Here is a 25024-nt window from a genome sequence, read left to right as displayed (position 1 = left end):
AACCTCCTGTTATTAATATTATATTTATTCTATATCTAAATCTAATTTCCGGTTATTATTAATATTATTTTGGTTTAAATTTTGCGATTCTGAATTCGACGAGTCAAGGTCCAGGTTGGATATGTTGGCGGCTTTTTTAAGTTTAATATTATTATTAATGACTGAGTTTTTTTCACCTTCATAGTTAATATTAATTTGTTCTTGATGTGGATTGTAGCCTGATTTGTCGGCATGAAGATTATATTCGCCTTTTTGAACTAAGAAACGGTATCTACCCAACCAATCAGAAACACAGGTATTTAATAGTTTTTGGTCTGAAGCAAATAATCTTACTGAAGCTAAAATAATCGGTTTTTTGGTCTCTATATCTAATATCATACCATATGCTTTAGCGCGGCGATACTTGAGATATTCAAATAACCAAAGGGCAAAATAGAATAGAAGTGTTAATTCGTTAAAAAGGGTTCTTTCTAAGAAAAAACTAGTCAGGGAAACTAAGGTGCCTAAAATTAAGATCGGAAGTTGAATTTTAGCGAAGAAACGCAGGATTGTAAAAAATAATGAGTATTTCTTTTCTGCCCCCGGCGCTAAATCTTTTTGGTCAAGGGGGATATTTGCATTAATGACACCTAAATCATATTTGACATTAATTTTTTCGCCGTGATACAAATTTTCATAACCGACATCTAAATTACCTGATATGTTCAGGGAGGGAAAGTTATAGCCATTTTTTGAGGCTTTGATAAAATATTCACCAGAATTAACGAGAAAACCGAATCTGCCAGAAATGTCAGTGGAAGTTTGTTCTTTTAACCGGCCAGAAACGGCATCAAAAATTTGCACCAAGGCTCCAGAAATTGGTTGTTTAGTGACCGAATCATAAACAGTACCCCATGGCTTGCGACGCTTTCTAAAACCCAAGATCTGCAAAATATTAAGAATCGTACGGTAAATTTCTTGCCAGACGGCAAAGAATAAAGGTGCAATTTGGGGAGTAGTTGAAATAAATAATGAGGCTAAAGCAGGAATGATATTTAAAGTGGCGGCGACAGCGGTGATGGGCAAATTCATGCTTTTGATCGTTTTTTGAACCGGATTTGGTAAATTTCTTTTCAAAAAAGTGCTGATTTGTTGGTATGCTTGATCGTACCATGTGTCTGGTTTTTGGGGAGCAGGTTGTTCGGGGTTATTAATGAAGACGAGATATAAATCGTAGCGATTTGAAAAATCACTCGAGATTTTGTTTGAATCTTGGGCAATGGCTTGAAAATAATACCAACCCGGCTTCATTTCGCTTAGTGTCGCCAAATCAATCTTAATAGACCAGGAGCCATCATTGTTCGAAGTAGTATTAGCCGAAGTTTTAGAGCCTGATTTGGCAGAGGTAAGAGTGGTTAATATGGTCATATTTGGATCTGAGGTACCTGAAACTGAAACTTCCAAGCCTTCAGCTTCTTCGGCTTTAATAATAATTGGGGCATGAGGAATGATGGTAATTTTATGCGAGGTGGATTTTGATTGGTTATCAGCATCTGTCACGGTTAAGACCACATCAAAATAACCGGTTTGACTAAAAGTGTGGGTAATGTTTTTACCCGATCCGGTCTGACTATCGTCAAAATTCCAAAAATACGAAGGGGAGTTAGTTGAATTAGTTAATCCTGAAAAATTAACTTCCGCACCAACAATGGCTGAATCTGGGGCAGAAATTTGGGCAGTGGGAATTTGTAGTGATGGTGATTCGTTAATGGTCACCGAGGCATTATTAATGATTCCGTTCGATTCGGCTTGAATTGTGTTTGAATAAATCCCAGTTTCATTTCCAGCGGTAAATTTGCCGGTGTTATCAATTGTACCACCACCTGCCACGACCGACCAAGTGATGGTGGCAGTTGGAAGTAAAGTCCATGATGAATCAAACGCTTGGGCAGTAAATTGATAAGTTTCACCAAGATTTATTGTTGCACTAACCGGGTTAATTGTGACGTGAGCGGCGCCAAACAACCAGTTTTGATTATTACCTAAATTTTGACAATAATTTGTGGCGATAATTTGCGAACCACCCGAGGCATTTGAATCTGAAACATCTATAAACGAAACGGTTGGAACAAGAGCGGTGACGTTTAATAGCCAGGAGGCACCAGGAGTTGATGAAACTAAAACAATTTCTTGACCCAATGTTCCGTCAAGATCAATATTTGTAAAATTGTAGGTAGAGCCAGCATTAAAAGTAATTTTTGTGTCAGGAGTATTATCGGCAAAAGTCCCAAAAACCGTAAATCCGTCATTTAAGGTTAAACCGGCGGCTGATGAATTTTGAGATGTGAAATTATTAAAATTAACGTTGTTTGCAGTTAAAGATTGTGCGGATGACCCATTCATAATAAAAGAGGAGCCTTCCCGCGTAAAACTGCCATCGCTGAAATTCACATTCCCGGAAATGCTCCAAGTGTTGTCTCCAGCAGTGATTGATTCTGTGCCTAATCCGACACCGGTATAATCAAGATTGCCGGAAATATTAATTTGCGGATCGTTTGCAGAGGCAGAAACTACTAAATTGCCATTGCCATTCGCGTTTAGATTAAAATCTGATGAAAAATTAATTGTTTGTCCGGGCACAGTACCTAAAATCACATTTCGAGGATTAACATTACTTGAATAAAATTCAACTGACCCAACATAGGTTCGAGGAGCAACAGTCGCATCGCCAGTGCTCGCATAAAAACGGGTTGGGGCAGAAAGAGTCCCACCAGCAGACAAATTAGCACCCGCTGAATCAGCTAAAATAAACCTTCCTAATCCGGTAATTTCACCATTTAATGTAGTAGTGGAGCCGTTAGACATAGCGACTGACCTGTTCGCTTCAATGGTGAGTATTTGGGTAGGATCAACGGTTAAGATTCCCGAAACACCAACGCTTCCTATTGATATTGAAATATCGGCGCTAATTTTTAAATTATTTAAAATTCGGCTATTTCCGTTTAGGATTGTCGCATCACCATCCATAATTAAGGTTGAAGCTGCAGCGGTTATGGTCGCAGTGGCAAAATTAACATCCCCAGAAACATTCCAATCACCATCTCCCATATCGAAAGTTTCAACGCTTGCGCCAGCATTAGAATACAAATCCCCGGCAATATTAACATCAGGATCATTGGTGGCTGCGGAAACAATTAAGTTGCCTGAAGAATTGGATAAAAAGAAATCTCCGGTAAAATTCAAAGTCCCTGACCCTAAATTAATTGTTCCAACGCCACCACCAAGCACCTTTACGAAAGCGATGTCATTGAATGTATAACCATCGCCCGTAAAAGTTGAACTGCCCAAATCTCGGATACCAAGCGTGATTAGCGAAGTATTAGCATTAAAAGTTCCACCGGTCACTGAAAAATTTCCCCAACAAGTAATTTGTGAGGCTCCAGCATTTAAGATACCATTTGTTTGAGAATAACTCCCCCCGGCCAATCCCGTACCCATATCTAAATCAAAATCATTGGTGGTTAAGGTACCATTGGAGAGGGTCAGGCTAATACTTCTTAATATAGAAGATAAATCCCATCCGCCGTTTAAACCATTTAATTCAAAAATATTAAATGATTGAGCGTTACTTTCGATTGTTTTGCCGGCCGAAGTGGCAGTCATAATCACGGTAGAATTTCCCTCATCAAGCGTACCCAGGCTTAAATCAAGATTGTTACCAACTTGCCAAGTACCGTTGCCTAATTTGAGATTTCTGTCACCGGCGCCAATGCCAAGATTGGTATATAAATTCCCGGCGATTGTAACAGCAACGTTATTAGCATTATCAAATGTAACTGCCGAGGCGACATCAGCTTGGAGATAAAAATACCCATCAACAACTAAGGCGTCAGTCGGCCTGGCACCATTAACCGAGGTGTTTTTGGTAATTAAATTATTCAAATAACTACCGGCGCTGGTAATATTTTGTTGATTAGATCCGTTAAGAATAAGGATTGAATTATTGGCGGTGGCAGTACCGTCAGTAAAATTGATATTTCCAGAAACAGTCCAAGTGCCATCACCCATTAAGAGCGATTCCGATCCTCCACCTATTCCGGTAAAATCGACATTACCAGCAACATTTATGGTTGGATCGTTGGCGGCGGCATTAAAAATAGCATTATCTGCCCCATCAGCAGAAACAGATAAATTCCCCGCGACATTTAAAGTATCAACCGGTACAACCCCCTCAGTTGAAGTTTCTTTAATGGTTAAATCGTTAAGTGTCTGCGAAGCAGAAGTAATTGTTGATGGCCGCCACTTCGCAATATTATTAACAGTCACTCCACCGGCGGTCGTAAAAGAGCCACCTGCAATTAAATTACCATTATAAGAATTAATCGCATAAACTTCATTTCCACTCATACCCGTACCCATCGCCGACCAGCTCGTACCGTTCCATTTGGCGATTTTATTAACCGTCACTCCACCGGCAGTCGTAAAACTTCCGCCAGCAAATAAATAATTATTTTCTACATACATTGCTCTGACGAGCTGATATTGATCCATGCCCGTACCCATGGCGTACCAATTTGCGCCATCCCATTGGGCAATACTGTTTACGGTAATGCCGCCGGCAGTCGTAAAAGTACCCCCCACAATCAATTTATTATTATATATTTCTAAGCTATAGGCATAATTATTTACACCACTTCCAAGGGCTGACCAAGTTGAACCGTCCCATTGGGCAATATAACTAATCCCGGGTACCACTTCATCATATGCAGCGACAATAAGATTATTATTATAAACTATTAAGCTAAAAACGCTTGATGAAGGTGAACCGCTTACGATTGACCAATCTGACCCATCCCACTCGGCGATACTATTGTCAGTTTGCCCATCAATCGTAAAACTATCACCGCTTACGTACAGCTTATCACGATATACACAAAGCGCGTCAACTTCAGAATTTGTGCCGGTTAAACCTTCTCCCATCGCTGACCAATTCGCACCATCCCATTTGGCAATTTGGTTAACAGCTACACCGCCGGCGGTATAAAAACTACCGGCCGCAACTAAATAACCTTGGTATGTCGTCAAAGCGCGAACATAACTATCCATGCCCGTGCCCAATGCAGTCCAATTAGTGCCATCCCATTGAGCAATGTAATTTGCAGGAACTCCATCAATAGTCGTAAACCCACCTCCTATAATAAGTTTTCCGTTATAATTTGTCATCGATAAAACATATGGGTACTCACCTGATGTACCAACACCGAATCCTGACCAAGCATTAGTTGAACCATCCATAATTACTTCAGAGTCATCTTGAGTTAAGGTACCGCCAGTAAAGTCTGTGTAGCCGGCAATGTTCCAAGAACCGTCACCCATGGAGATAGATTCTGAACCATCACCGATGCCGGTATAATCTAAGCTGCCCTCAATATCAAAATTAGGATCATTGGTGGCGGCATTTAAAGTCAGGCTACCAGTGGAATTAGCGCTGATATTGAGGTTGCCGGTAATACTGATAGAACCAGCATTAACAATGCCGGAATAGCTTGAGCCAGTATTATTATAGAGCTCAAGGTCTGAGCCATAGGTTCGGGCAGGAATGGTAATATTCGAAGTTGAAGTGGTAAATCTGGTTTTGGCTCTTAAGGTGTTTGAGGTGGATAAATTAGCACCAGCTCCGTCAATAAGTTCAAGGGTGCCCGGACCATCAATGGTGCCATTTATTGTAGTCGTGGCTCCTGATAGCATTGACAAGGTGACAGATGGCGAAATTTGAAGTGTTTTAGTGTTATCTACCGTTAAGGTGCCAGTGGCATCAACGTTAAGGCTGCCATCTAAACCAATCACGCCTGAAATGGTGAGATTATGAAGTGTATTACTGCCTCCAATAATATTTTTATTTGAACCATTCATTACCAAAGTAGATGAATTCGCGGTAATTGAACCTCCGTAAAGATCAGCATTGCCGGAAACAGTCCAGGTGCCGTCACCCATTTGAAGTGAATCAGATCCAGCGCCTGTACCAGAAACACTGATTGAACCGATGATATTAATCGTTGGATCATTAGAGGCAGAATCGACAATTAAATTATTGTCATCATTATTATCTAAGGTAAAATTACCGCTAAAAGCCAAGGTCTCACCGGGTCCTGATCCTAAAATTATCGTTCTATTCGCAGCCGCGGTATTATCAAGATGAAATTCAACACTGCTTAAAGTATAACCATTAGTTATTAAATTTGAATTTGCCGCAGTCGCATCCATAATTAGCGTAGAGGTTCCGGCATTGAATGTGCCGCCAAATACACTAAAATCTCCATTACAGGTAATTTCAACATTATCCGCATCAAAAGTTGAACCTCCAGGAAAAGTCGCTTCAATCGTCAATTTAGCCACTTCGATATCGGTATCGTCATTAATCGTAATACTGCCAGCGCCGCCATTGTCAAAATAGACTGAATTTGCTCTGTATGGGATACTATGCCCGCCTAAACCACCTGAAATATCAGACCAGTTGGCGGTGTTATTCCAACCAGCAGGAGCTGCGCCTACCCAATATCTATCCTCTGAATCATCAAAATCCCAGTTTGTATTGCCGCCCCGGTCACGGTTCGTGCCGTCATCAGCATCAATTGTACTGCCACCCGAAGCGTCTGAATCTGAAACTTCAACATAATTGATAGTTTGTGCACCTGAAACATTTAAATTCCAATCCGTGCCCGCACTTGAACTTGATAAATTAATCCTTGACGTACCAGCCTGACCATTAAGAGTAATATTATTGACAGTATAGGTAGAACCGGCGTTAAAATTTAAAATAACCGAAGCGGTATCAACCGTAAAGGTACCGGCAATTGTCGCTGAGTCTTTAAATGCAACCCCGGCCGCTGAAGTATTGGTAATTTCTAGATTATTTAAGGTTTGGCCATTAACAGTAACTGAATTTTCCCGCCAAGTGATTAATTGGCGAATTATGGTACCATTGTAAGTTTTATCTAAATCTCCGACGATAACAATTTTACCGTTATAACCAATAAAATTTCCAACGCTCGAGCTTGTTTCATCCATATTAATCGCGGTCGACCATGAAGAATCATCCCAAAATGCGGTACGTGTTGCGGCGACGCCACCAATTAAGTTAAAATTTCCGCCAACAAGCAACTTTCCTTGATAAACGAAAAATGCAAAAACGTAATTTGGAGTTCCGCCACCAGGCAAGGCTGACCAGGCGGCACCGTTCCATTTAGCAATACCATTTACCGTTAATCCACCGGCAGTCCTAAATCCGCCACCAGCGTATAGGTTACCATGATAAACCTCAACCGTTGCGACCGAACTGTACTGATTGCCAATACCTGAACCAAAAGTTGACCAAGTTGAGCCGTTCCAGTTGGCAATCTTGTTCGCAGTCACCCCGCCCGCAGTGCCAAATTGTCCACCAACCACTAAACCTGAATTATAAATTGTTAAATCATTCACCCAGTTACCGCCAAACGGCCCACCTGTTAATCCAGTCCCGAGCGCTGTCCAAGTGATGCCATCCCAGGAGATAATCCGATTTGCCGAGACACCACTCACTGAGGTAAATTCGCCGCCAAGAATCATTTTGCCATTGTAGACTCCCAAAGCATACCCCTGACTCCCGGAAATTCCGGTACCGATTGCCGTCCAACTTGCCCCGTCCCATTTGGTGATACCATTGACAGTCACACCACCGGCAGTGGTAAAATAACCTGTCACAATTAAATAGCCATTATAAACCAACAAATCTACTGCTTCATTATTTAAACCTGAACCCATCGCCACCCAATTTGCACCATTCCATCTAACAATATAATCGGCATTTGGGTCTCCTCCAATATTGGTAAAATCACCAGCCGCAATTAAATCTCCATTATATTTAATTATATTTATGACACTACTCCCCAGCGTTACGCCCATTGCTTCAACTACTTCACCTCCATCGGAATATACGCTCGAGGCATCATCAGTTAAGGTTCCACCGGCCAAACTTATTGATCCCGCAATATTCCAATTACCATCACCAAGCGAAGCATCTTCTAAGCCGGCACCGGTGCCAATATAATCAAAACTGCCTTCAATATCTACGTCGGGATCATTTGTGACAGCATCTAAAGTGATGTTGCCGGCGCCATTGGCGTATAAATATAAATTATCATTAATGGTGGTAGTGCCTGCCTCCATTATTCCAGAATATCCAGATCCGGTATTGTTGTATAATTCGAGATCTGAGCCGTATGCACGGTCTGGAATAGTAGTGTTAGAAGTCGAGGTCGTAAATCTGGTAATTGATCTTAAAGTCCCGCCCGCAGATAAATTTACACCGGATCCATCAATTAATTCCAAGGTGCCAATGCCATCAATTGTCCCGTTTATTGTGGTGGTGGCTCCAGATAACATTGATAAAGTATAATATTCTGAAATATAAATACTTTTTGCCGCATCGACCGTTAAGATACCGGTTCCAGCTATGGAAAGGTTAGTATTGATACCAACAATTCCAGAAATGGTGAGATTATTTAGGGTTTTGCCTTCTGCGGCAAGGCCCCTGTAATCTCCAGTCATAATTAAGGTAGATGTTCCAGCTGTAAAAGTGCCAGCTGAGATGAAAAAATGTCCAGATACCGTAATTGTGGTTGAACCTGGTGAAAAAGTGCCGGCTGATTGGGAGTAGTTGCCATTAATGGCTAAGTTTGCTCCCGCGGAAGAAGTAATGGTACCAGAATAAGTGGCAGCGATGGTAAAACCAGCCACTGTGACAGCCGCATCAATAGTCACGTCTTTTGTTGAAGTGGAATTAAAAGTAACAGTATCTGCCGGCACCGGCAAGGCATCATTATCCCAATTCAAAGCGCACGACCATTTATTGCCATCGCCAGCGCCGCCGCCGCAAGTTCCATCCGTTCCTTCTCCATCCCAAGTTTTAGCAGCGGCTTGGACTTGTTGGGGTTGTTCCGAAAGCCCGAAAGCCATAAATGAGGAAAAAGATACCAAAATTAACAAAAAAACGATTAAATTACCGCGTGGAAATCGAGTAATTTTAACTATTTTCCATAGAAAATTTAATAGCATTAAAAATACCAAAATTATCAAGACAAAACTTGGTTGAATCTCAAAGGGCATTAGCCCCTCCCTCTCTTTTTAATTCGTGAAATAATTGGAATTCAGAAGATAAATTCTACAAAGCTAATTTACGCTTATTTTATTTTTTATTCTTAATTTATCTTGGTATCCTTGTGGATGCTTAAGGTACCATTCCCTTTTAAATGCTTCCTTTTTATTGGCAAAACTTTCAAAATAATACAACCTAAATGGTCTTCGTACCGAAGTATATTTTACCATCCCGAAATTATGTTCTTTTAATCTTTCTTTAGGGTTTTTACTTGTACATCCAATGTAAAATTGATTATCTTTTTTACTTTTTAAAAAATGAACATAATAAGTCATACCTACCACTCCGAGCCGAAGGCTTCCCTTGGGGAAAAGGGCCCCTTTGGGGCTGAGCTAATCGCCCCAGCAATAATTGGACTAGCTTATTATATCTAGATTTTTCGGTTTTTGCAATCTTCGTTTCCTCTTCTTAATCACAATTATCAAAATAATACCAAGAAGCACAATTAACGCCAATATCAGCAAAAACCAAGCCCGAAAAATTGGCACAAGTTTAATATTTTTGTTAAGGACTTGATCTTTAACCTCAAAAGGCGTAGTTTGATAACTTAAATAACCCGATTTAGTTACTTTCATATAATATTTACCATTAGGGACAAAGAAATAATATTCACCAGTCTTATCGGTAGTTATTGGGTTTTGTTGGTTAAACTCCTCGGCATTCCATTCATGCCATTTATTACCTTTTGAATAATAAAGGGTGATTTGGGCGCCATTAATTCTAACTTCTTGCTTTTCGCCAAATCCGAAAAATGATTTTTCTTGGTAAACATAACCGAAAGGATCAACGACGGTTTTAATTTTAACATCTTGAGTGGTGCCGTCTTTATAGATGATAATCACCGTAATATCATAAATTCCTTTTTGGGTCGGCATGGTAAAAATAGTCCGATAAAGATGCTGATCAGGAACCCGTTGCATTAAATATGAAGAACCAGCGATGGTGACCGCGATAACATTCACCTCTTTTGGAAAAATATCATCTCGCACCGTTATCATCAATTTTGATTCTTTGACTGCCTTCAACTGCTGCAAATTGTTTAGGTCAATTTTAAGGGGACCTTTATCAAAAACAATATAAAAGTTAAAATCGATAGTTTCTATTTTTTCTTTTTTAACCGGAGCCTTGATATTAGTCTGTGGGGTTGTTGGCAAAAGTAATCTTCCTTCTTCTTCAAGTAGGGTGAGTGTTGGCGCCGTCGGGACTGCCGAGGTTACTGCACCCGAAGCGAAATTACCAGTATAGTCATAGACAAAAGCCGTATAATAATAACGAATATCATTGGTTAAATTCTGGTCAACAAATAACGTCTCTTTGCCATTATAAACATTATCGCCGTCATTTGGATCTACTGGATAATAGTTGGTTCTTCTTTGTATTTTGACGCCCTTAAAATCAGCATCTGTGGGATTAACCCAAGTTAGAGTAATGTGGCGATCGCCGGCTGAGGTGGTTAGATTAGAAACATTGGCAGGGGGTAGCACATCAATCACTTTCACATTCATATTTAAAGATTGTGTATCAGCTGCCAAGGTCGTTTGCCAAAGCCAAAAAATTGTCAAAATAACTACCATAATTGATAAAAACTTGCTTCTTTTTTGCATTTTCCCCCCTTTATTTTCTAACTATTTTAAACTTTCTTTTTATTATATATGTGATGTTAATTAAAATTAGCAAACTTCCTAAAATTATTAAACCTATTTTCCATGGAAAAGCGAAGAATATTGCCTCAGCAGTTCTTGTGTTCCCTCCACCATCTTTCATTTCCAACCGAGCTTTATATTTGCCAAATAAAAAATTTGCTTTCCAACTCCCCTCAAATTGGCGAGTACTGCCTGGCAAAACCAGATGTTCGGGTAGCTGGACAGTCGCCGTTTCTTTACCTAACCAATTATAAATTTTTATTGTCCCACCAAGTTGATAATGGACCGTGCCGGTATTTTTAAATCTCACAAAAAGTTTAACCGGCCCCGAATTTACAAATTTCGGGGTTTTAAACTCCAAAATTTCCCCGGTTTTGGAAACTTGACCCGGCACTGAAACCAAAACTAAGGCTCCTACCCGACCCGATATTTCAAGTTGGGCCTGCCCTTTGGTCGATGTCGGCTCAGTTTTGAAAAAAATCGCGGCATAATGACCACCGGGTTCCCCGTTTGCGGGGACTGTAATTGTAAAAGGAATTTCTTTAGTTTCATTTGGACTCAAATAAAAATTATCAGCTGAAACCTCAATCCAACTTGCTAAAGTAGTTTTTCCTGATCCTTTTGGCAAAAACTTCGGTGTTCCTTGCTCGTCTTCCATAATAAAATCTTCTACCTCAAAATTAATTTTGGTTTGGTAATTTACCGGGTTAGTTAAGAAAATTTTATCAGTTTCGCTCCCTCCTTTTTTAATTTCAAAATTAAAGGTTAAAGGAGAAATTTTTAGGGAAAAAGGAGAAGCCGCTTGCGTAGAATTTGCACCAACGAAAAATAAAGCAATAATGACGAAAATAATTGATAATTTATAATATCTCATCTTAAATCCCCTAAAACAAAATTAAAATAAAAGTGCGGTCGCTGTAAACGTGACGTTGCCAGAATACGTACCAGGTTTTTGGGTATTCGGCACATCTAATTTATAGCCGATTCTGGTTTGATCGTTTAAGGTTGGGCTACTCGTTTTATTGTGAATTGTAGCTGTGACTTGGGGGATGCCGGCATAACGATTATTGATATCAGCTTCAGAAATTCCCAATCCCCACTTTGCCTCTTTATTAGTTGCCGAATAAACGCATATCCCCAAACCCGTTCCGCTCCATGGCGTTGGCGCATTAATCGTCCCTAAATAATCCATAATATATGTCATCAAATCGGTATGTCTTAAACTTGAATTGTTGCCGACAATATCATCATGAATTTTCAAATCATAACCGTTAGGCGCATTGGTGGTCACGGTTGAAATGGAAGTTGAAGTTTTGGGTGTCCCAGGAGCTAAACTGCCAAAATCTAGACTGTTAGAATCAAGATTTAAGGACAGTGATAGGGCGGTTACTTGATATAGATTTGAATAATCATCATTATCAGCATTGCTAAGATCGTCTACTGCATAAAGTTCAACGTTGTAATTAGTATCTTTGAGAGAAAAATTATTATTAAATTTTATTTTGAAATCCAATGTCCACTGATTGTCAACCGCATTTGAATCAGCCGCGATTGAGGTGATGATGGCAGTATCTTGCACATCGGTTATTTCAGTAAAAGTGTCTGTAGCTTCGGTCCAGCGCAATTTCAAAGAATCATAAGGCTGGGTGTTATCCGAAGAATTTGCAAAACGAATCTCGACATAATCAATGTTACCCACTCCGGCCAATTCTGTCACTTTTGCTTGAAAATTCCAAGAAGTAGTATCATCGGCCACAGCGCTGTTTCCGACCCCAGCATAAGGATTAGTAAAGGTTAAGGAATCATTGGTTGGAGGACTGGCATCAAGACCATAATCTCGTTCATTTTCACCGTTGCCGCCATAAGAAACCCAGGAAGAATATTCATCTTGATCATCTTTGGCTCGGGCTTGCCAGTGGTATTGGGTATTATCAGTTTGAGTAGAAATAGTGACATTAGCGGTTGAGCCAGAAGCCACCAAATCACCGCAAGCATCTTCGGTACCACTAAAACCTGTTCCAAGCGGGTCTTTTTCGACACACAATCTAATTTGATCGTTGTTGGGATCAGTGACCGTGGCAGTATATTTGACTGAAGTTTCATTGGTCCAGCCGCCGGTGGAAATTACGGTATTATCGGTTTTTAGCTGGACTAAATTAGCCGGGTTATTAGGCGGATTATTGCCTAAAGTGGTGAGGCCAGCAATCGCCACTACAGTATCAGGACTGACAATTCCGGAAGAAACTACCACGTCGGTTGAAGGATTTGTAATTTCTATCTCCATGATCTGGCCATTTTCAGTGCCAGCCCCTACATCCAAAACCGGATATACGCAGATTTGGGACGTGCCTACCGCCATTGTTCCAGTCACGGTCGCTTTTTCCGAGGCATTAAAATTAGCCGCCGTGCCAAAAAGTGTTTCATTCCCATTATAATTACAAATATCGGCAGTTTCATAATAAAGGTCTAAATTAGCCAGATTAGCATTGGCAGAGACTGAACCTGTTTCAGAAATAGTAATTGAAGTAATATTAGCGGTGCTAGCATCCCGAATAAAAGTAAAAGCGCCGCCGACATAATTATTGGAGGAAGGAATATCCATATCGGCAGTTTGAGTGCCAGTGGTACCAACCGTCACTATTCGCTCAACCTCACTCCAACGTATGCTCATAAAGGCAAAATCCCAGCCCATTGCCGTTTGGGTGCCTAAAGTACTGGCGGTAGTTCTCAAACGCATATTAGAAAGATCGTTATTAAAACCCCAAGCGTTATTATTCGTGGCATTATGAAAACCTTCAGAATAAGTATAGGTAGTAAGGGCATTGGTGGTGCCGACCGCTAACCAGCCGCCTGATACCCCAAGTAAACCGCTGTAATCAAAAACATTAGGCTGGACTGTCAGTAAAGTTGAATTAGAACGATAACGCGCCGCATATCGAATACCGGTCACAAAAGTATTATTAGTGGGTGTGATGTTAAAATTGATATTCGCGGCCCCATTTTGAGCAACATTATATAGACCTGGTGCATAATCATTCGCGTAAAAACTGGCGGCAGTGGTGGCAGTATTTACGCCATAAACAGCAGGACTGGCTAAAGAAGCATCGAGGTTTTGGGTGTTTAAAGCGCTTGAACCGTCAGTTGAGCCAAAAGAGATTTGGGCATTCCCCGCATCAGAAATCACACTGCCCAGGGTGGCATAAATATAATCGACAGAAAAAGTGCCGGCTTGGGTGGTAGAGGTATAAAAACCAATCCGGATATTGCCGCCTTGGATATAATCATCGAGGTTTGCAATGGGCGCTTTGGCAAACTGATAGGCAGTATCTGCCGTATTGACAAGAGCAGTTGAGGATAAATCTTCCCAGTTCAAATTAGTAAAATTATATATCTTAAGTTTGTAGGTAAGGCTAGCGGTGGAAGTCATACCCTCGTAATAGACCAAAATTGCATTTGCGCCAGTATAAGTAGCGACATTGCCAAAAGTTAAATAATAATCAAAAGAGGCACCTGAAGGATTGACATAAGCCAACTTCTGATCATCTGAACCGCCAGTGGAAATAGCGCTGCCAGCCGCCGGGTGGGTAAATTTGTAATTATTATTAAGACTGCCAAAGATAGTATTTAGGGCACCATTTGAGAGGGCTCGTTTTTCAATTCGCCAATCAGAACCGTCACCCCCAACCACATACATATCATTTGAGTCTTTAACAATGCCATAAGACCGATATGTGGCTACATCACCGGTGATCACCCCGTTGGTGCCAAAACCTAAATCTGGAGCACCGTCTGAGAGGGCTCGTTTTTCAATTCGCCAGTCATATCCAGCCGCCCATTGATCTCCGGTAACATACATATAATTTGAATCAATAGTAATATCATATGGAGTATTACTGGATGGATCACCTGAAATAACACCATTATTGCCAAAACTTAAGTCCAAACTACCATCAAGTAAAGCTCTTTTTTCAATGCGCCAATCAGGGGTTGGGATATTTCCAACGACATACATATACGTGTCATTAATGGCAAGATTATTAGCCGCGAAACCTGCCGGGTCACCGGTGATTACACCTTGATCGCCAAAACCTAAATCTAAATCACCATTTGAAAGAGCCCTTTTTTCAATGCGCCAATCTGCCGTTTCATCTCTCCCGGTAATATACATAAAATTATTATCAATAATAATTGCTAATGCTGCATAACTTAAAGGATCGCAAGTGATAATACCATTATTCCCAAAACTTAAATCTAAGCTGCCATCAGATAAATAACGTTTCTCAATTCGCCAGTCAGGAGTGTCATCAGTTCCAACTATGTACATATAAGTTGAGTCAACATCAATGGCGTAAGCATAAGAACTACTTGAATCACCTAAAATTACACCATTTGTGCCGAAGCTCATATCTAAGCTACCATCAGACAAACGACGTTTTTCAACTCGTATTTTGTCCTCAGTTGTCCAATTACTACCTACGATATACATATAAGTCGAGTCAATAGTAATGGCTTCAGCATAATTACTTGCTCCCGGGCTTGAAACAACACCATTATTACCAAAACCAACATCTAGGGTGCCATCGGATAACTTTCTTTTTTCAACCCGCCAATCAAAAGATTCATTGTTTCCAAACACATACATATAGGTATCATCTTTGGCAACATCAGTGGCTTCATAGCCATCAGCAGCACTAGTAATTACCCCATCTCCACCCGCCAAGACTGTCTGGTCTTTAGCCCAATAAACAGGATCCGTGGCAACCTCAAGTTGGAATCGGTCAACAGATTGGGTGTAGGCCGTGCCAGTATATTCGGAATAGATTCTTAATTGAACTCGTTTGTTGGCATCACTGGTGATAAAGTTTGATAAGGGAGTACTTGAACCCCAAAAACCGTCGAAGATGGAGAAATAATAAGTTGATTCGGTGGTGCTGGTTAATAGGGCGCCTCGATCATTTAGGGTCCGCCAGAAACCAGCGGTATTATCATATATTTGGACATAATAAGTTAAGGCCGCGTTGGAAACCATGCCCTCATAAGTGATAATCATTTTGTTGGCATTGTTGAGTTTAACACCATCGATGCTGACTCGCACATCTAAACCCGAAGCTGAATTTTGGTTTTGCCAGTAACCATTATCAGACGCTAAAGTCCCGCGCCAGCTGCCATAATTAGTTGATGACAACGCCATGCCTATCCCAACTTCTAAAGAACCGCCTGTACCGGTGAATTGATGAGAACCCGAAGGGTGATCTTCTTCGGTTGTCCAAGCAAAAGTGACGAAAGCAAAATCCCAGCGGTAAGTGACCAAATTAGCATCAGTGCTGGCGGTGGTTCTGATTTTCATGTTCATTTTGTTAGTTGAGGTATTGATAAAATCTTCGGGATTTGTGGTTTGCCGATAGTAATTTATAGAATAAGTGGAAGAGTTATTGCTGACAGCGCCCGGATCAACCCAACCGCCGGTTGTTCCCAAAGCTCCGCCATAATCTTTAAAAGCGTATTCAATCGTGTTTGCGGCTGAATTAGACAAATACCTTGCCACAGACCTGGTGTTAGTCACTTTAGCGTTGGCGGGCATTGTCACCGGAAAGGAGATATTAGCGGCGCCGTTATCATTTGTGCTGTAGGTTCCTGACCAGTCGCCAAAATAAGGATTAGTGGCAGTTGTCGCGGTGGTGACTCCCCAATAATTTTCGGCGCCTGCTCCTAAGCTTGTATCCAAGCTTTGCGTCCCGGTGGCGGCGGTACCGCCCGCTTCTGTGCCAAAAGATATTTCCGAATTAGCGGCATTGTCAATCACTGAACCCGGCATCAGATAAAGATAATCAATACTAAAGCTCCCAGCTGTGGTGGAAGGTGTGTAAAAACCAATCCGAATATTCCCGCCCGAAATGTAGTCATCGAGATTTGCAATCGGAGCCTTGGCAAACTGGTAGGCTGTATCAGTGGTGTTAGCAAAAACCGTGGCTGATAAATCCTCCCAGCCGGGGGTAGTAAAATTATAGATTTTAATTTTGTAGGTTAAACCTGCCGCTGAGGTTTTACCTTCATAATAAACAAAAAGGGCATTAGCACCGGTATAGGTGGCAACATTGCCGAAAGTCAGATAAAAGTCAAACGATTGACCAGAGATATTCTGAACAGCTAGGTATTGATCATCCGAACCGCCCGAAGAAATTGCTGTCGTGGCAATTGGATGAGTGGCTTTGTAAGTATTATAATCAACATTGCCAAAACCTGAGCCAGAAGATGTATCTAAGGCACCGTCAGAAAGAGCTCTTTTGTCAATGTGCCAGTTACCCACCCAATCAGAACCTGCCGTATATATTTTGCTGGCATCAATAGTAATGGCAAAAGCAACAAAACTGGTTACATCGCCGGTGACGACACCGTTGGTGCCAAAAACATTATCCGGAGTACCGTCGGATAAGTTGCGTTTTTCAATGCGCCATTTAGTATTTTCATCGCGTCCCGCTACATACATATAGGTAGCATCAATGGCAATGGCATAAGCCCTGTTGCTCGCCGGGTCGCCGGTGACGACACCGTTGGTGCCAAAACCATTATCCGGAGTACCGTCGGATAAGTTGCGTTTTTCAATGCGCCAATTAAAAGTGTCATCAAAACCTGCTATATACATAAAACCGGCAGCTACAGCAATCCCCCCCAGATCATTGCTTGCTGGGTCGCAAGCGATTACGCCATTGGTGCCAAAACCTAAATCTAAACTGCCGTCGGATAAGCTGCGTTTTTCAATGCGCCAATTAGGAGCGCCGGTTATTCCCGCCACATACATAAAATTAGTGTCAATGGCAATAGCTTGAGCATAATCGCCATCCGAATCGCTGGTAATGACGCCATTATTGCCAAAACCTAAATCTAAACTGCCATTAGACAAGCTGCGTTTTTCAATGCGCCAATTAGGAGTGCTATCCCACCCAGCCACATACATATAGGTAGAATCAATGGCAATGGTCGAAATTCCATTACTAGACGATGCTCCAGTAACCACGCCATTGGTGCCAAAACCTACATCTAAACTGCCATCAGACAATCTGCGTTTTTCAATGCGCAAATCAGGAGTACTATCACCCCCTGCAACGTACATAAAGTTAGCATCAATAGCAATGGCATAAGCCCAGTTGCTTGCCGAAGCGCCGGTGGCTACGCCATTGGTGCCAAAACCAGTATCCAAACTGCCGCTTATTAAACTTCTTTTTTCAACTCGCCAGTCAGGAGTGCTATCATTACCTACCACATACATATAGCTGGTATCCTTCGCCATAGCGCGAATGCTATCACTAGCGACAACGCCATCCATAATCCCATCACTGCCGCTTGATAAATTAAAATTACTTGGCCAATAAACCGGATCAGTCGCGACTTCGGCCTGCACACGGTCTATTGCTAAGGTAAATCCAACAATGTTCGTCGTCGAATAAAATCTAATCTGAACCCGTTTATTGGCATCGTTGGTGATAAAATTACTCAAAGGCGCGTTAACAGAACCCCCGCCATCATTCCAGTAACCGTTGAAAATTGAAAAATAATATGGACTAGTTTCGGTGGTATTATTTAAAGCTACTTCTCGGTCATTTAAAGTTCGCCAAACCGAACTTACATTGTCATAAATTTGGACAAAATAATAAGCTGAGGCATATGAGACTGAGCCTTCATAAGTAATCATCATTTTGTTGCCGGAGTTTAAGTCAATATTATCAAGGCTGATTCTAGCATCAAGTCCGGCGGTAGGGTCATTTTTAATTACCCATCTATTATCATCTGAAGCTAAGGCGGCCCGCCAAGAACCAACATTTTGCACCGCATCTTGAGGATCGATATCTGAACCTAAAGTAATACTGCTATTGGTTGGGGTGAGTTGAAAATTATAATGGGCGTTGGCTGAATTTTCATACCAACGCAAAGAGGCAAAAGCAAAATCCCAATTGGTGGTTAACTGGGTACCTCGGGTACTGGCAGTCGGTTTTAATTTTAAATTCAAGGTATTTTCGAAAGTATTGAGATAATTTTCATTATTTCTAAAAGTGGTGCCATTCCAGCCTTCGGTATATGTATATGTTGAATCGGAACTATTGGTTGTACCAGCTGCTAACCAACCGCCAACAGTGCCGATTAATCCCGAATAATCTTGTTGATACCCTTGCCAAGTCAAACTGGTGGAAGCAGTTAACATCCGAAAAGCATATCTGATACCAGTGGTGGGGGTATTATTCCCTAAAGTAGTTGAAAAATCAATTAAAGCGGTGGCTTGCTGATTGACACTATATTGTCCTGCCCAATCTGAAGCATAAGGATTTGCACCGGTATTTGAAGTATTTATCTGCCAGGTAGAAGGCGAGGTTGAACTTGTATCTATGGATTGGCTATTTAATGATGAAGAGCCGCCATTGGTGGCGCCAAAAGTTAATTCAGAATTGCCAGCATCGGAAATCACGCTACCCAGGGTGGCATAAACGTAATCAACAGAAAAAGTACCAGCTTGAGTGGTATTGGTGTAAAAACCAATCCTGATATTGCCATCAGAGATGTAATCATCAAGATTGGCAATGGGAGCTTTGGCAAATTGATATGCAGTATCTGAAGTATTAGCAAAAACAGTGCTAGATAAATCTTCCCAGCCTGGAGTGGTAAAATTATAGATTTTAATTTTATAGGTTAAACTGGCAGTAGAGGTGTTGCCTTCATAATAGACCAGAATCGCATTCGCACCAGTGTATTTAGTCACATTGCCAAAGGTGAGATAATAATCAAAAGAGGCACCTGAAGGATTGGCAAAAGTCATCCTTTGGTCATCTGAACCGCCAGTAGAGATGGCGCTGCCAGCCGCCGGATGAGTAAATTTGTAATTATTATTAAGACTTCCATAAATTGTATTTAAAGAGCTGTCAGATAAACTTCTTTTTTCAACCCGCCACTGCCAATCGGCTGCGTATTCACTACCGGCGATGTACATATCATTTGCATCAATCACGATACCAAAAGCGTAGTCACTCGCTGAGGCACTAGTCGCAACACCGTTAGTACCAAAACCTAAATCATAACTGCCATCAGATAAGAGGCGTTTTTCAGTTCGCCAGTCCGGGGTAGTGTTGGACCCTGTCAAATACATATATTGGTCGTCAATGGCAATATCTTGGGCGACAACACTTGCGGCGTCGCTAGTTTTCACCCCATTTAAACCAAAAGTCAAATCCAAACTGCCATCAGAAAGCAATCTATTTTCAATACGAATATCCGGCGTTTCATCTTGACCCACCACATACATTTGAGTCGCGTCAATCGCAATTGCAAAAGCATATTTACTGGCGGCGTCACTAGTTTTCACCCCATTAATGCCAAAAGTTACATCCGGGTCGCCGTCAGATAAATAACGTTTCTCGATTCGCCAGTCCGGAGTGTCATCAGCTCCTACCACATACATAAACTCATTATCTATGGCTATATCTTCAGCGATATTGCTTGATGGATCGCCAGTGATCACACCATTGGTACCAAAACCTGCATCTAATGTGCCATTAGTTAATGATCTTTTTTCAATGCGTAAATTATTTGAATCGTCGTATCCAATCACATACATATTACTATTATCAATGACAATACTTGTAGCCATATTACTATCGGGATCACCGGTAATAACACCGTTAGTCCCAAAACCTAAATCTAGATTACCATCAATAAGGTTTCTTTTTTCGTAATAAAAATTACTTGGAAATCCACCAGTATTCCCGACAATATACATATAAGTTGCGTCAATCGCAAGCGCAGTCGCATTATTGCTCGATATTGTACCAATAACCAAACCATTATTGCCAAAATCATTGACTAAACTTCCGTCAGAAATTCTTCTTTTTTCTATGCACCAATCATTTCCGCAATATCCTACTGCATACGTATAAGAGGAATCTTTAGTAATATCAAAGGCTCTGGCATTAGTTCCGGTACTAGTCACTGCCCCATCTCCACCCGCTAAAACTGTCTGGTCTTTAGCCCAGTAAATTGGGTCAGTGGCTACTTCAAGTTGAAGTCGGTCTATAGATTGAGTATAGGCAGTACCCTTATATTCAGAATAGATTCTTAGTTGAACCCGTTTGTTGGCATCACTGGTGATAAAGTTTGATAAGGGAGTGTCTGCTCCCCAGAAACCATTAAAGATCGAGAAATAATAGCTTGATTCCGTAATACTGGTGAGGGCTGCTCCTCGGTCATTTAAGGTTCGCCATAAAGAGTTGGTATTATCATAGATTTGCACATAATATACTAAAGCCGCGTTTGAAACCATGCCTTCATAAGTAATAATCATTTTGTTGGCATTGTTGAGTTTAACACCATCGATGTTGACCCGAACATCCAAACCAGAAGCTGAATTTTGGTTTTGCCAGTAATAATTTTCAGAATTTAATGTGCCGGAATATGATGCGGTATTTGTCGCGCCAACTGCAACCGCTGTCCCGGTTTGGAGAGACCCAGATGTGGCTACATATTGGGGATTATCGGCCGCGACAGTGTCATCAGCAAGCCATCGAATCGCAATTAAAGCAAAATCCCAGTCCCTCGTTACGCTTCCGGTAGCAGTGCTGGCTGAGGTTCGCATGCGTATATTCGCAAGATCGCTTTCAGTATTAATAAAATCTTCTGATGAAGTTGAAAGAGTATAAGCGGCTGGTTCTAAAGTGGAATAAGTCGTTAATGCATTTGAAGCTGAAACATCAACCCAACCCCCGGGTGCGGCATAGCCTGTCCCGACCACAGAGGTATTAATCCCAGACATATCTTTTAGGCTTGGCATCATCGTGTTGGTGGTCACATTTGAACGAAATCTAGCCGTGTATTTAATCCCAGTCACCGCGGTACTGTCTGGAATGGTAATTGGCACCGAAAGATTAGCAGACGCCGAATAATTAGTTCCCCAGGTTCCAGCGTAATCTCCCGGGTAATAACCAGCGGCGGCGGTAGTCGCTGTGGTCTGCTGCCAAGTACTCTCGGCGCTTGAAGTATCAATCGTTCGAGTATTTGAACAATTTGTCCCGCCAGCTTCTGTGCCAAAAGAAACCTGACACAAACCTTGGTCAGTATTAGTTGAGCCGACAGTGATATAAACCCGGTCTGCGCTTAAGGTGTAGGTATTGCCAGTAGCGGTATAAATCCTAATTCTGGCTTCATTAGCAGAAATATAATCTGCAAGTGTGACATTATTTTTAGCAAAATAATAACTTGTTTCAGTAGTATTGGCAAGCAGGGTGGTGTTTAAATTTTCCCAGCTTAAACCGGTAAAATTATAAATTTGAAGCTGATAAGTTAGGGCCGCGTTTGAAACTGAGCCTTGAAAATCAACAAAGATAGTATTAGCGCTAGGGTATGTTTGGATTCCGGTGTATGAAAGATAAAAATCCAAAGGCGTTCCGGCTTGATTTGCGGCAACCATTCTTTGGTCATCGGCATAATTAGTCCAGGTATAATCATTGGTAATTGCCCCTGTCCAGCCATTTAATTTAGTTAAAGAGTTTGTGTAATAAACCGGATCAATGCCAACTTCAACTTGCAGCCGGTCCCAATAATGAATTCTGCCGCCAGTTACGGCCGAATAAACTCGAATAGAGACTCTCTTATTGGCATCTCCGGTCACAAAACGAGACAAGGGCGTATTAACCGGATTTCCGCCTGATTGCCAAAAACCATTATAGATTTCAAAAGTATAAGTTGAGTCACTGGTATTAGTAAAAGCAGTGCCGCGCCAATTTAAAGTCCGCCAAACAAAATCAGTGTTATCATAAATCTCAACCGTATAATTTCCGGCGGCATCACTGGCGTAACCTTCATAAGTGATAAACATTTTGTTAGCGCCCTGAAGCTGAACCCCATCAATATAGGTCCGTTTATCTAAACCTGCGGCAGGATCATATTTTGTCAGCCAGCGGACATCATCGCTAGACATTAATGCCCGATATGAAGGCGTGTTGGCAATTGCATCTTGGGTATTATATTCACTCCCGGTAATAACACTTCCCCCCGAAGGCGTCCATTGATAGCCGGCGACTGCTTTTTGGGGACTGTCGGGTTCAAGGCCAAATGAATTGAGAATAAAGGAAAAAATAATGAGAATAATTGCAATTTTTGTCAGTCCACGGATTTGCTCTTTTTCTCGTGTTCGGAAATAGACAAAAATGTATTTTTCCCAATAAATACTTATTATTTTATACAATTTTGAAAGATTATTTAGACAAATTAAGATAATTTTCCAAAATAATTTAGAATATTTTATAATTAGAACTCTTGTTTTTGGATACCAAAAAACAAAAATACCTAAAAATGCCAAAATTATCAAGATAAAACTTGGTTGAATCTCAAAGGGCATTATAACCCCTCCCTCTCTTTTTAATTCATGAAATAATTGGAATTCAGCAGATAAATTCTACATTATAAACTCAGCCTTTATAACTTGGCGTAAATACCGTAAGCAGCCAAGGCAATACCAATCAGCAACCATTGAGTTGAAGCTAACCATAAATCATAATTTAGTGAACCAATGAAAGCTAAAATGATGGCTAATCCAGACAAAACAACCAAAACTCCCGCAATTTGTTTCTTTTTCATCTACCTCCTTATATAATTATTAATTTAAGCTAATAATGCGGCGATAACGCCAATTAAGAAAATTCCATCAAAAACACCGGCGCCACCAATGGAAAGGACATAGCCGCCCATTTTGCTAATTTTATTTAAGTTTAGCAAATCTGCACCCACCAAGGTTCCGATCACTCCAGAGATATAGGCCACGGCGGCCGGATTTTGATTATGGGCGAGCAACATCGCTAAAACCGCTGCCACAATCGGCGGGATAAACGCGGGCATGGCGATCCCAATTCCTGGAACTGGCCTGGCTAAAAATTTGGTTAAAATCGTAATAATAGTGGTGGCAATTATGACTGGCACAATTGGGGCAAATTTGAATAAATAAATTGAAATTAAAATCGGGACAATGGCGCCGCCGACATTTATGGCAATGATTTGCTCTCTCATTCGTGGTGGATAATAAAAAAACATTGACATTAAGGGTGGTAATTCATCTTTTTGGGTAATTTTTCGTTTTGAAATCGGAATATTAATTAAACCGCCCAGTAATGAAAGGATAAAAACGGCAAAAATAAGATTGGCGGGAATTCCCAATTTGACAAAAGCTAATTCAGAAATATGATAATTTAACACCAAAAAAAGGAACGGGATAGCGAGGATTAATAGCAGGATAAATGATAATGGAAACACAATGACCTCAAATTTATATTTTTTTGGTTAACCACAAAATGGCGGCGGCGCAAATTGATATAACCGCGCAGGTAATAACCGGAAAATAAAAGGTAAAATTTTCACGAGTATAAAAGGTATCTCCTGGAAAATGAGGTAGCCACTGAAAAATGGAGAATAAAAAACCCAAAACAGCAAAGATTACAGCACTGACAATGATGATCCTAATAATAACAATCATTAATACCTTTATACTTCGAATCAATTATTAGTCCCTATACCTATTATAATATATAATTTAATAAAGTTTGCAAGCATAGTTTTCAACAATATTTAAGCACGCCTTGGATTACGCCTTGAATTCTGAGTTCATCGGGGAAAACTACAATTGGCTCAAAATTTTCATTGATTGGCTGTAAAACAATATGGTCTTCGCGGGGTAAATACTTTTTGACGGTCGTTTCCGCACCTAAAAGAGCGACAATGGTTTGACCTGGCTCAGCGGTATATTGTTTTTTAACAATCACAATATCGCCATCATCAATTTTTGGGCTCATTGAATTGCCTCGTACTTTGAGCAGAAAAACATCGTTTGAGGGGGCTTTAAAAAATCTCGTGGAAATCGAAATCCAATCTAAAATATTTTCTTCAGAAAAAATCGCTTCCCCACCAGCAGTCCAACCAACCAAGGGCACTCGCACTAAATCTCGAAAAGGATTTTTGGGATCATTTTTGGTGAGAATAATATTTCTTTTCGCTTCGCCAGTTCTTTTGATCAGACCTGATTTTTCCAATTGCTCAATGTGATGAGAAATGGTTCTGGGCGATTTGGCGCCAATTTCCATCATTAATTCTCGGATGGTCGGCGCTTCACCATACTCTTCGAGGGCCAAACGAATTAGTTCTAAAATTTTCTTTTGATTTTTAGTAATGGTTTTGGGCATTT

8 protein-coding genes are annotated in these 25024 nt (G+C 40.9%); all 8 read right to left on the bottom strand.

Annotated elements, in window-relative coordinates; genetic code table 11:
* Positions 1-24: 24 nt before the first annotated feature.
* The 8 genes from VJJ80_03530 to lexA all read right to left on the bottom strand — a co-directional run bounded on the left by VJJ80_03530 (position 25) and on the right by lexA (position 25022).
* Complete coding sequence (locus VJJ80_03530; GenBank protein HLC39160.1) at positions 25-9123, bottom strand: PKD domain-containing protein; 9099 nt, start codon at positions 9121-9123, stop codon at positions 25-27.
* 63 nt (positions 9124-9186) lie between these two features.
* Positions 9187-9447 (bottom strand): GIY-YIG nuclease family protein, encoded by a 261-nt coding sequence (locus tag VJJ80_03525; protein HLC39159.1) that lies wholly within the window; start codon positions 9445-9447, stop codon positions 9187-9189.
* Positions 9448-9528: 81 nt separating this feature from the next.
* Complete coding sequence (locus VJJ80_03520) at positions 9529-10776, bottom strand: hypothetical protein (protein ID HLC39158.1); 1248 nt, start codon at positions 10774-10776, stop codon at positions 9529-9531.
* A gap of 10 nt (positions 10777-10786) precedes the next feature.
* Positions 10787-11689 (bottom strand): hypothetical protein, encoded by a 903-nt coding sequence (locus tag VJJ80_03515; GenBank protein ID HLC39157.1) that lies wholly within the window; start codon positions 11687-11689, stop codon positions 10787-10789.
* A gap of 21 nt (positions 11690-11710) precedes the next feature.
* Positions 11711-23191 (bottom strand): hypothetical protein, encoded by an 11481-nt coding sequence (locus tag VJJ80_03510; protein ID HLC39156.1) that lies wholly within the window; start codon positions 23189-23191, stop codon positions 11711-11713.
* A 77-nt stretch (positions 23192-23268) separates the two neighbouring features.
* Positions 23269-23430 (bottom strand): hypothetical protein, encoded by a 162-nt coding sequence (locus VJJ80_03505; protein HLC39155.1) that lies wholly within the window; start codon positions 23428-23430, stop codon positions 23269-23271.
* Between the two features lie 24 nt (positions 23431-23454).
* Positions 23455-24099 carry a DUF1614 domain-containing protein gene (locus VJJ80_03500; protein HLC39154.1) on the bottom strand — a complete coding sequence of 215 codons (645 nt, stop codon included), beginning with the start codon at positions 24097-24099 and terminating at the stop codon, positions 23455-23457.
* A gap of 302 nt (positions 24100-24401) precedes the next feature.
* On the bottom strand, positions 24402-25022 hold the full coding sequence (lexA, locus tag VJJ80_03495) for a transcriptional repressor LexA (GenBank protein ID HLC39153.1): 621 nt from the start codon (positions 25020-25022) through the stop codon (positions 24402-24404).
* Positions 25023-25024: the final 2 nt, after the last annotated feature.

The organism is Patescibacteria group bacterium, assembly GCA_035288465.1.
Taxonomy (GTDB): Bacteria; Patescibacteriota; UBA1384; order DATEAH01; family DATEAH01; genus DATEAH01.
Note: the sequence above shows the minus strand (reverse complement) of the source record. Positions and strands in the feature narration are given on the sequence as shown.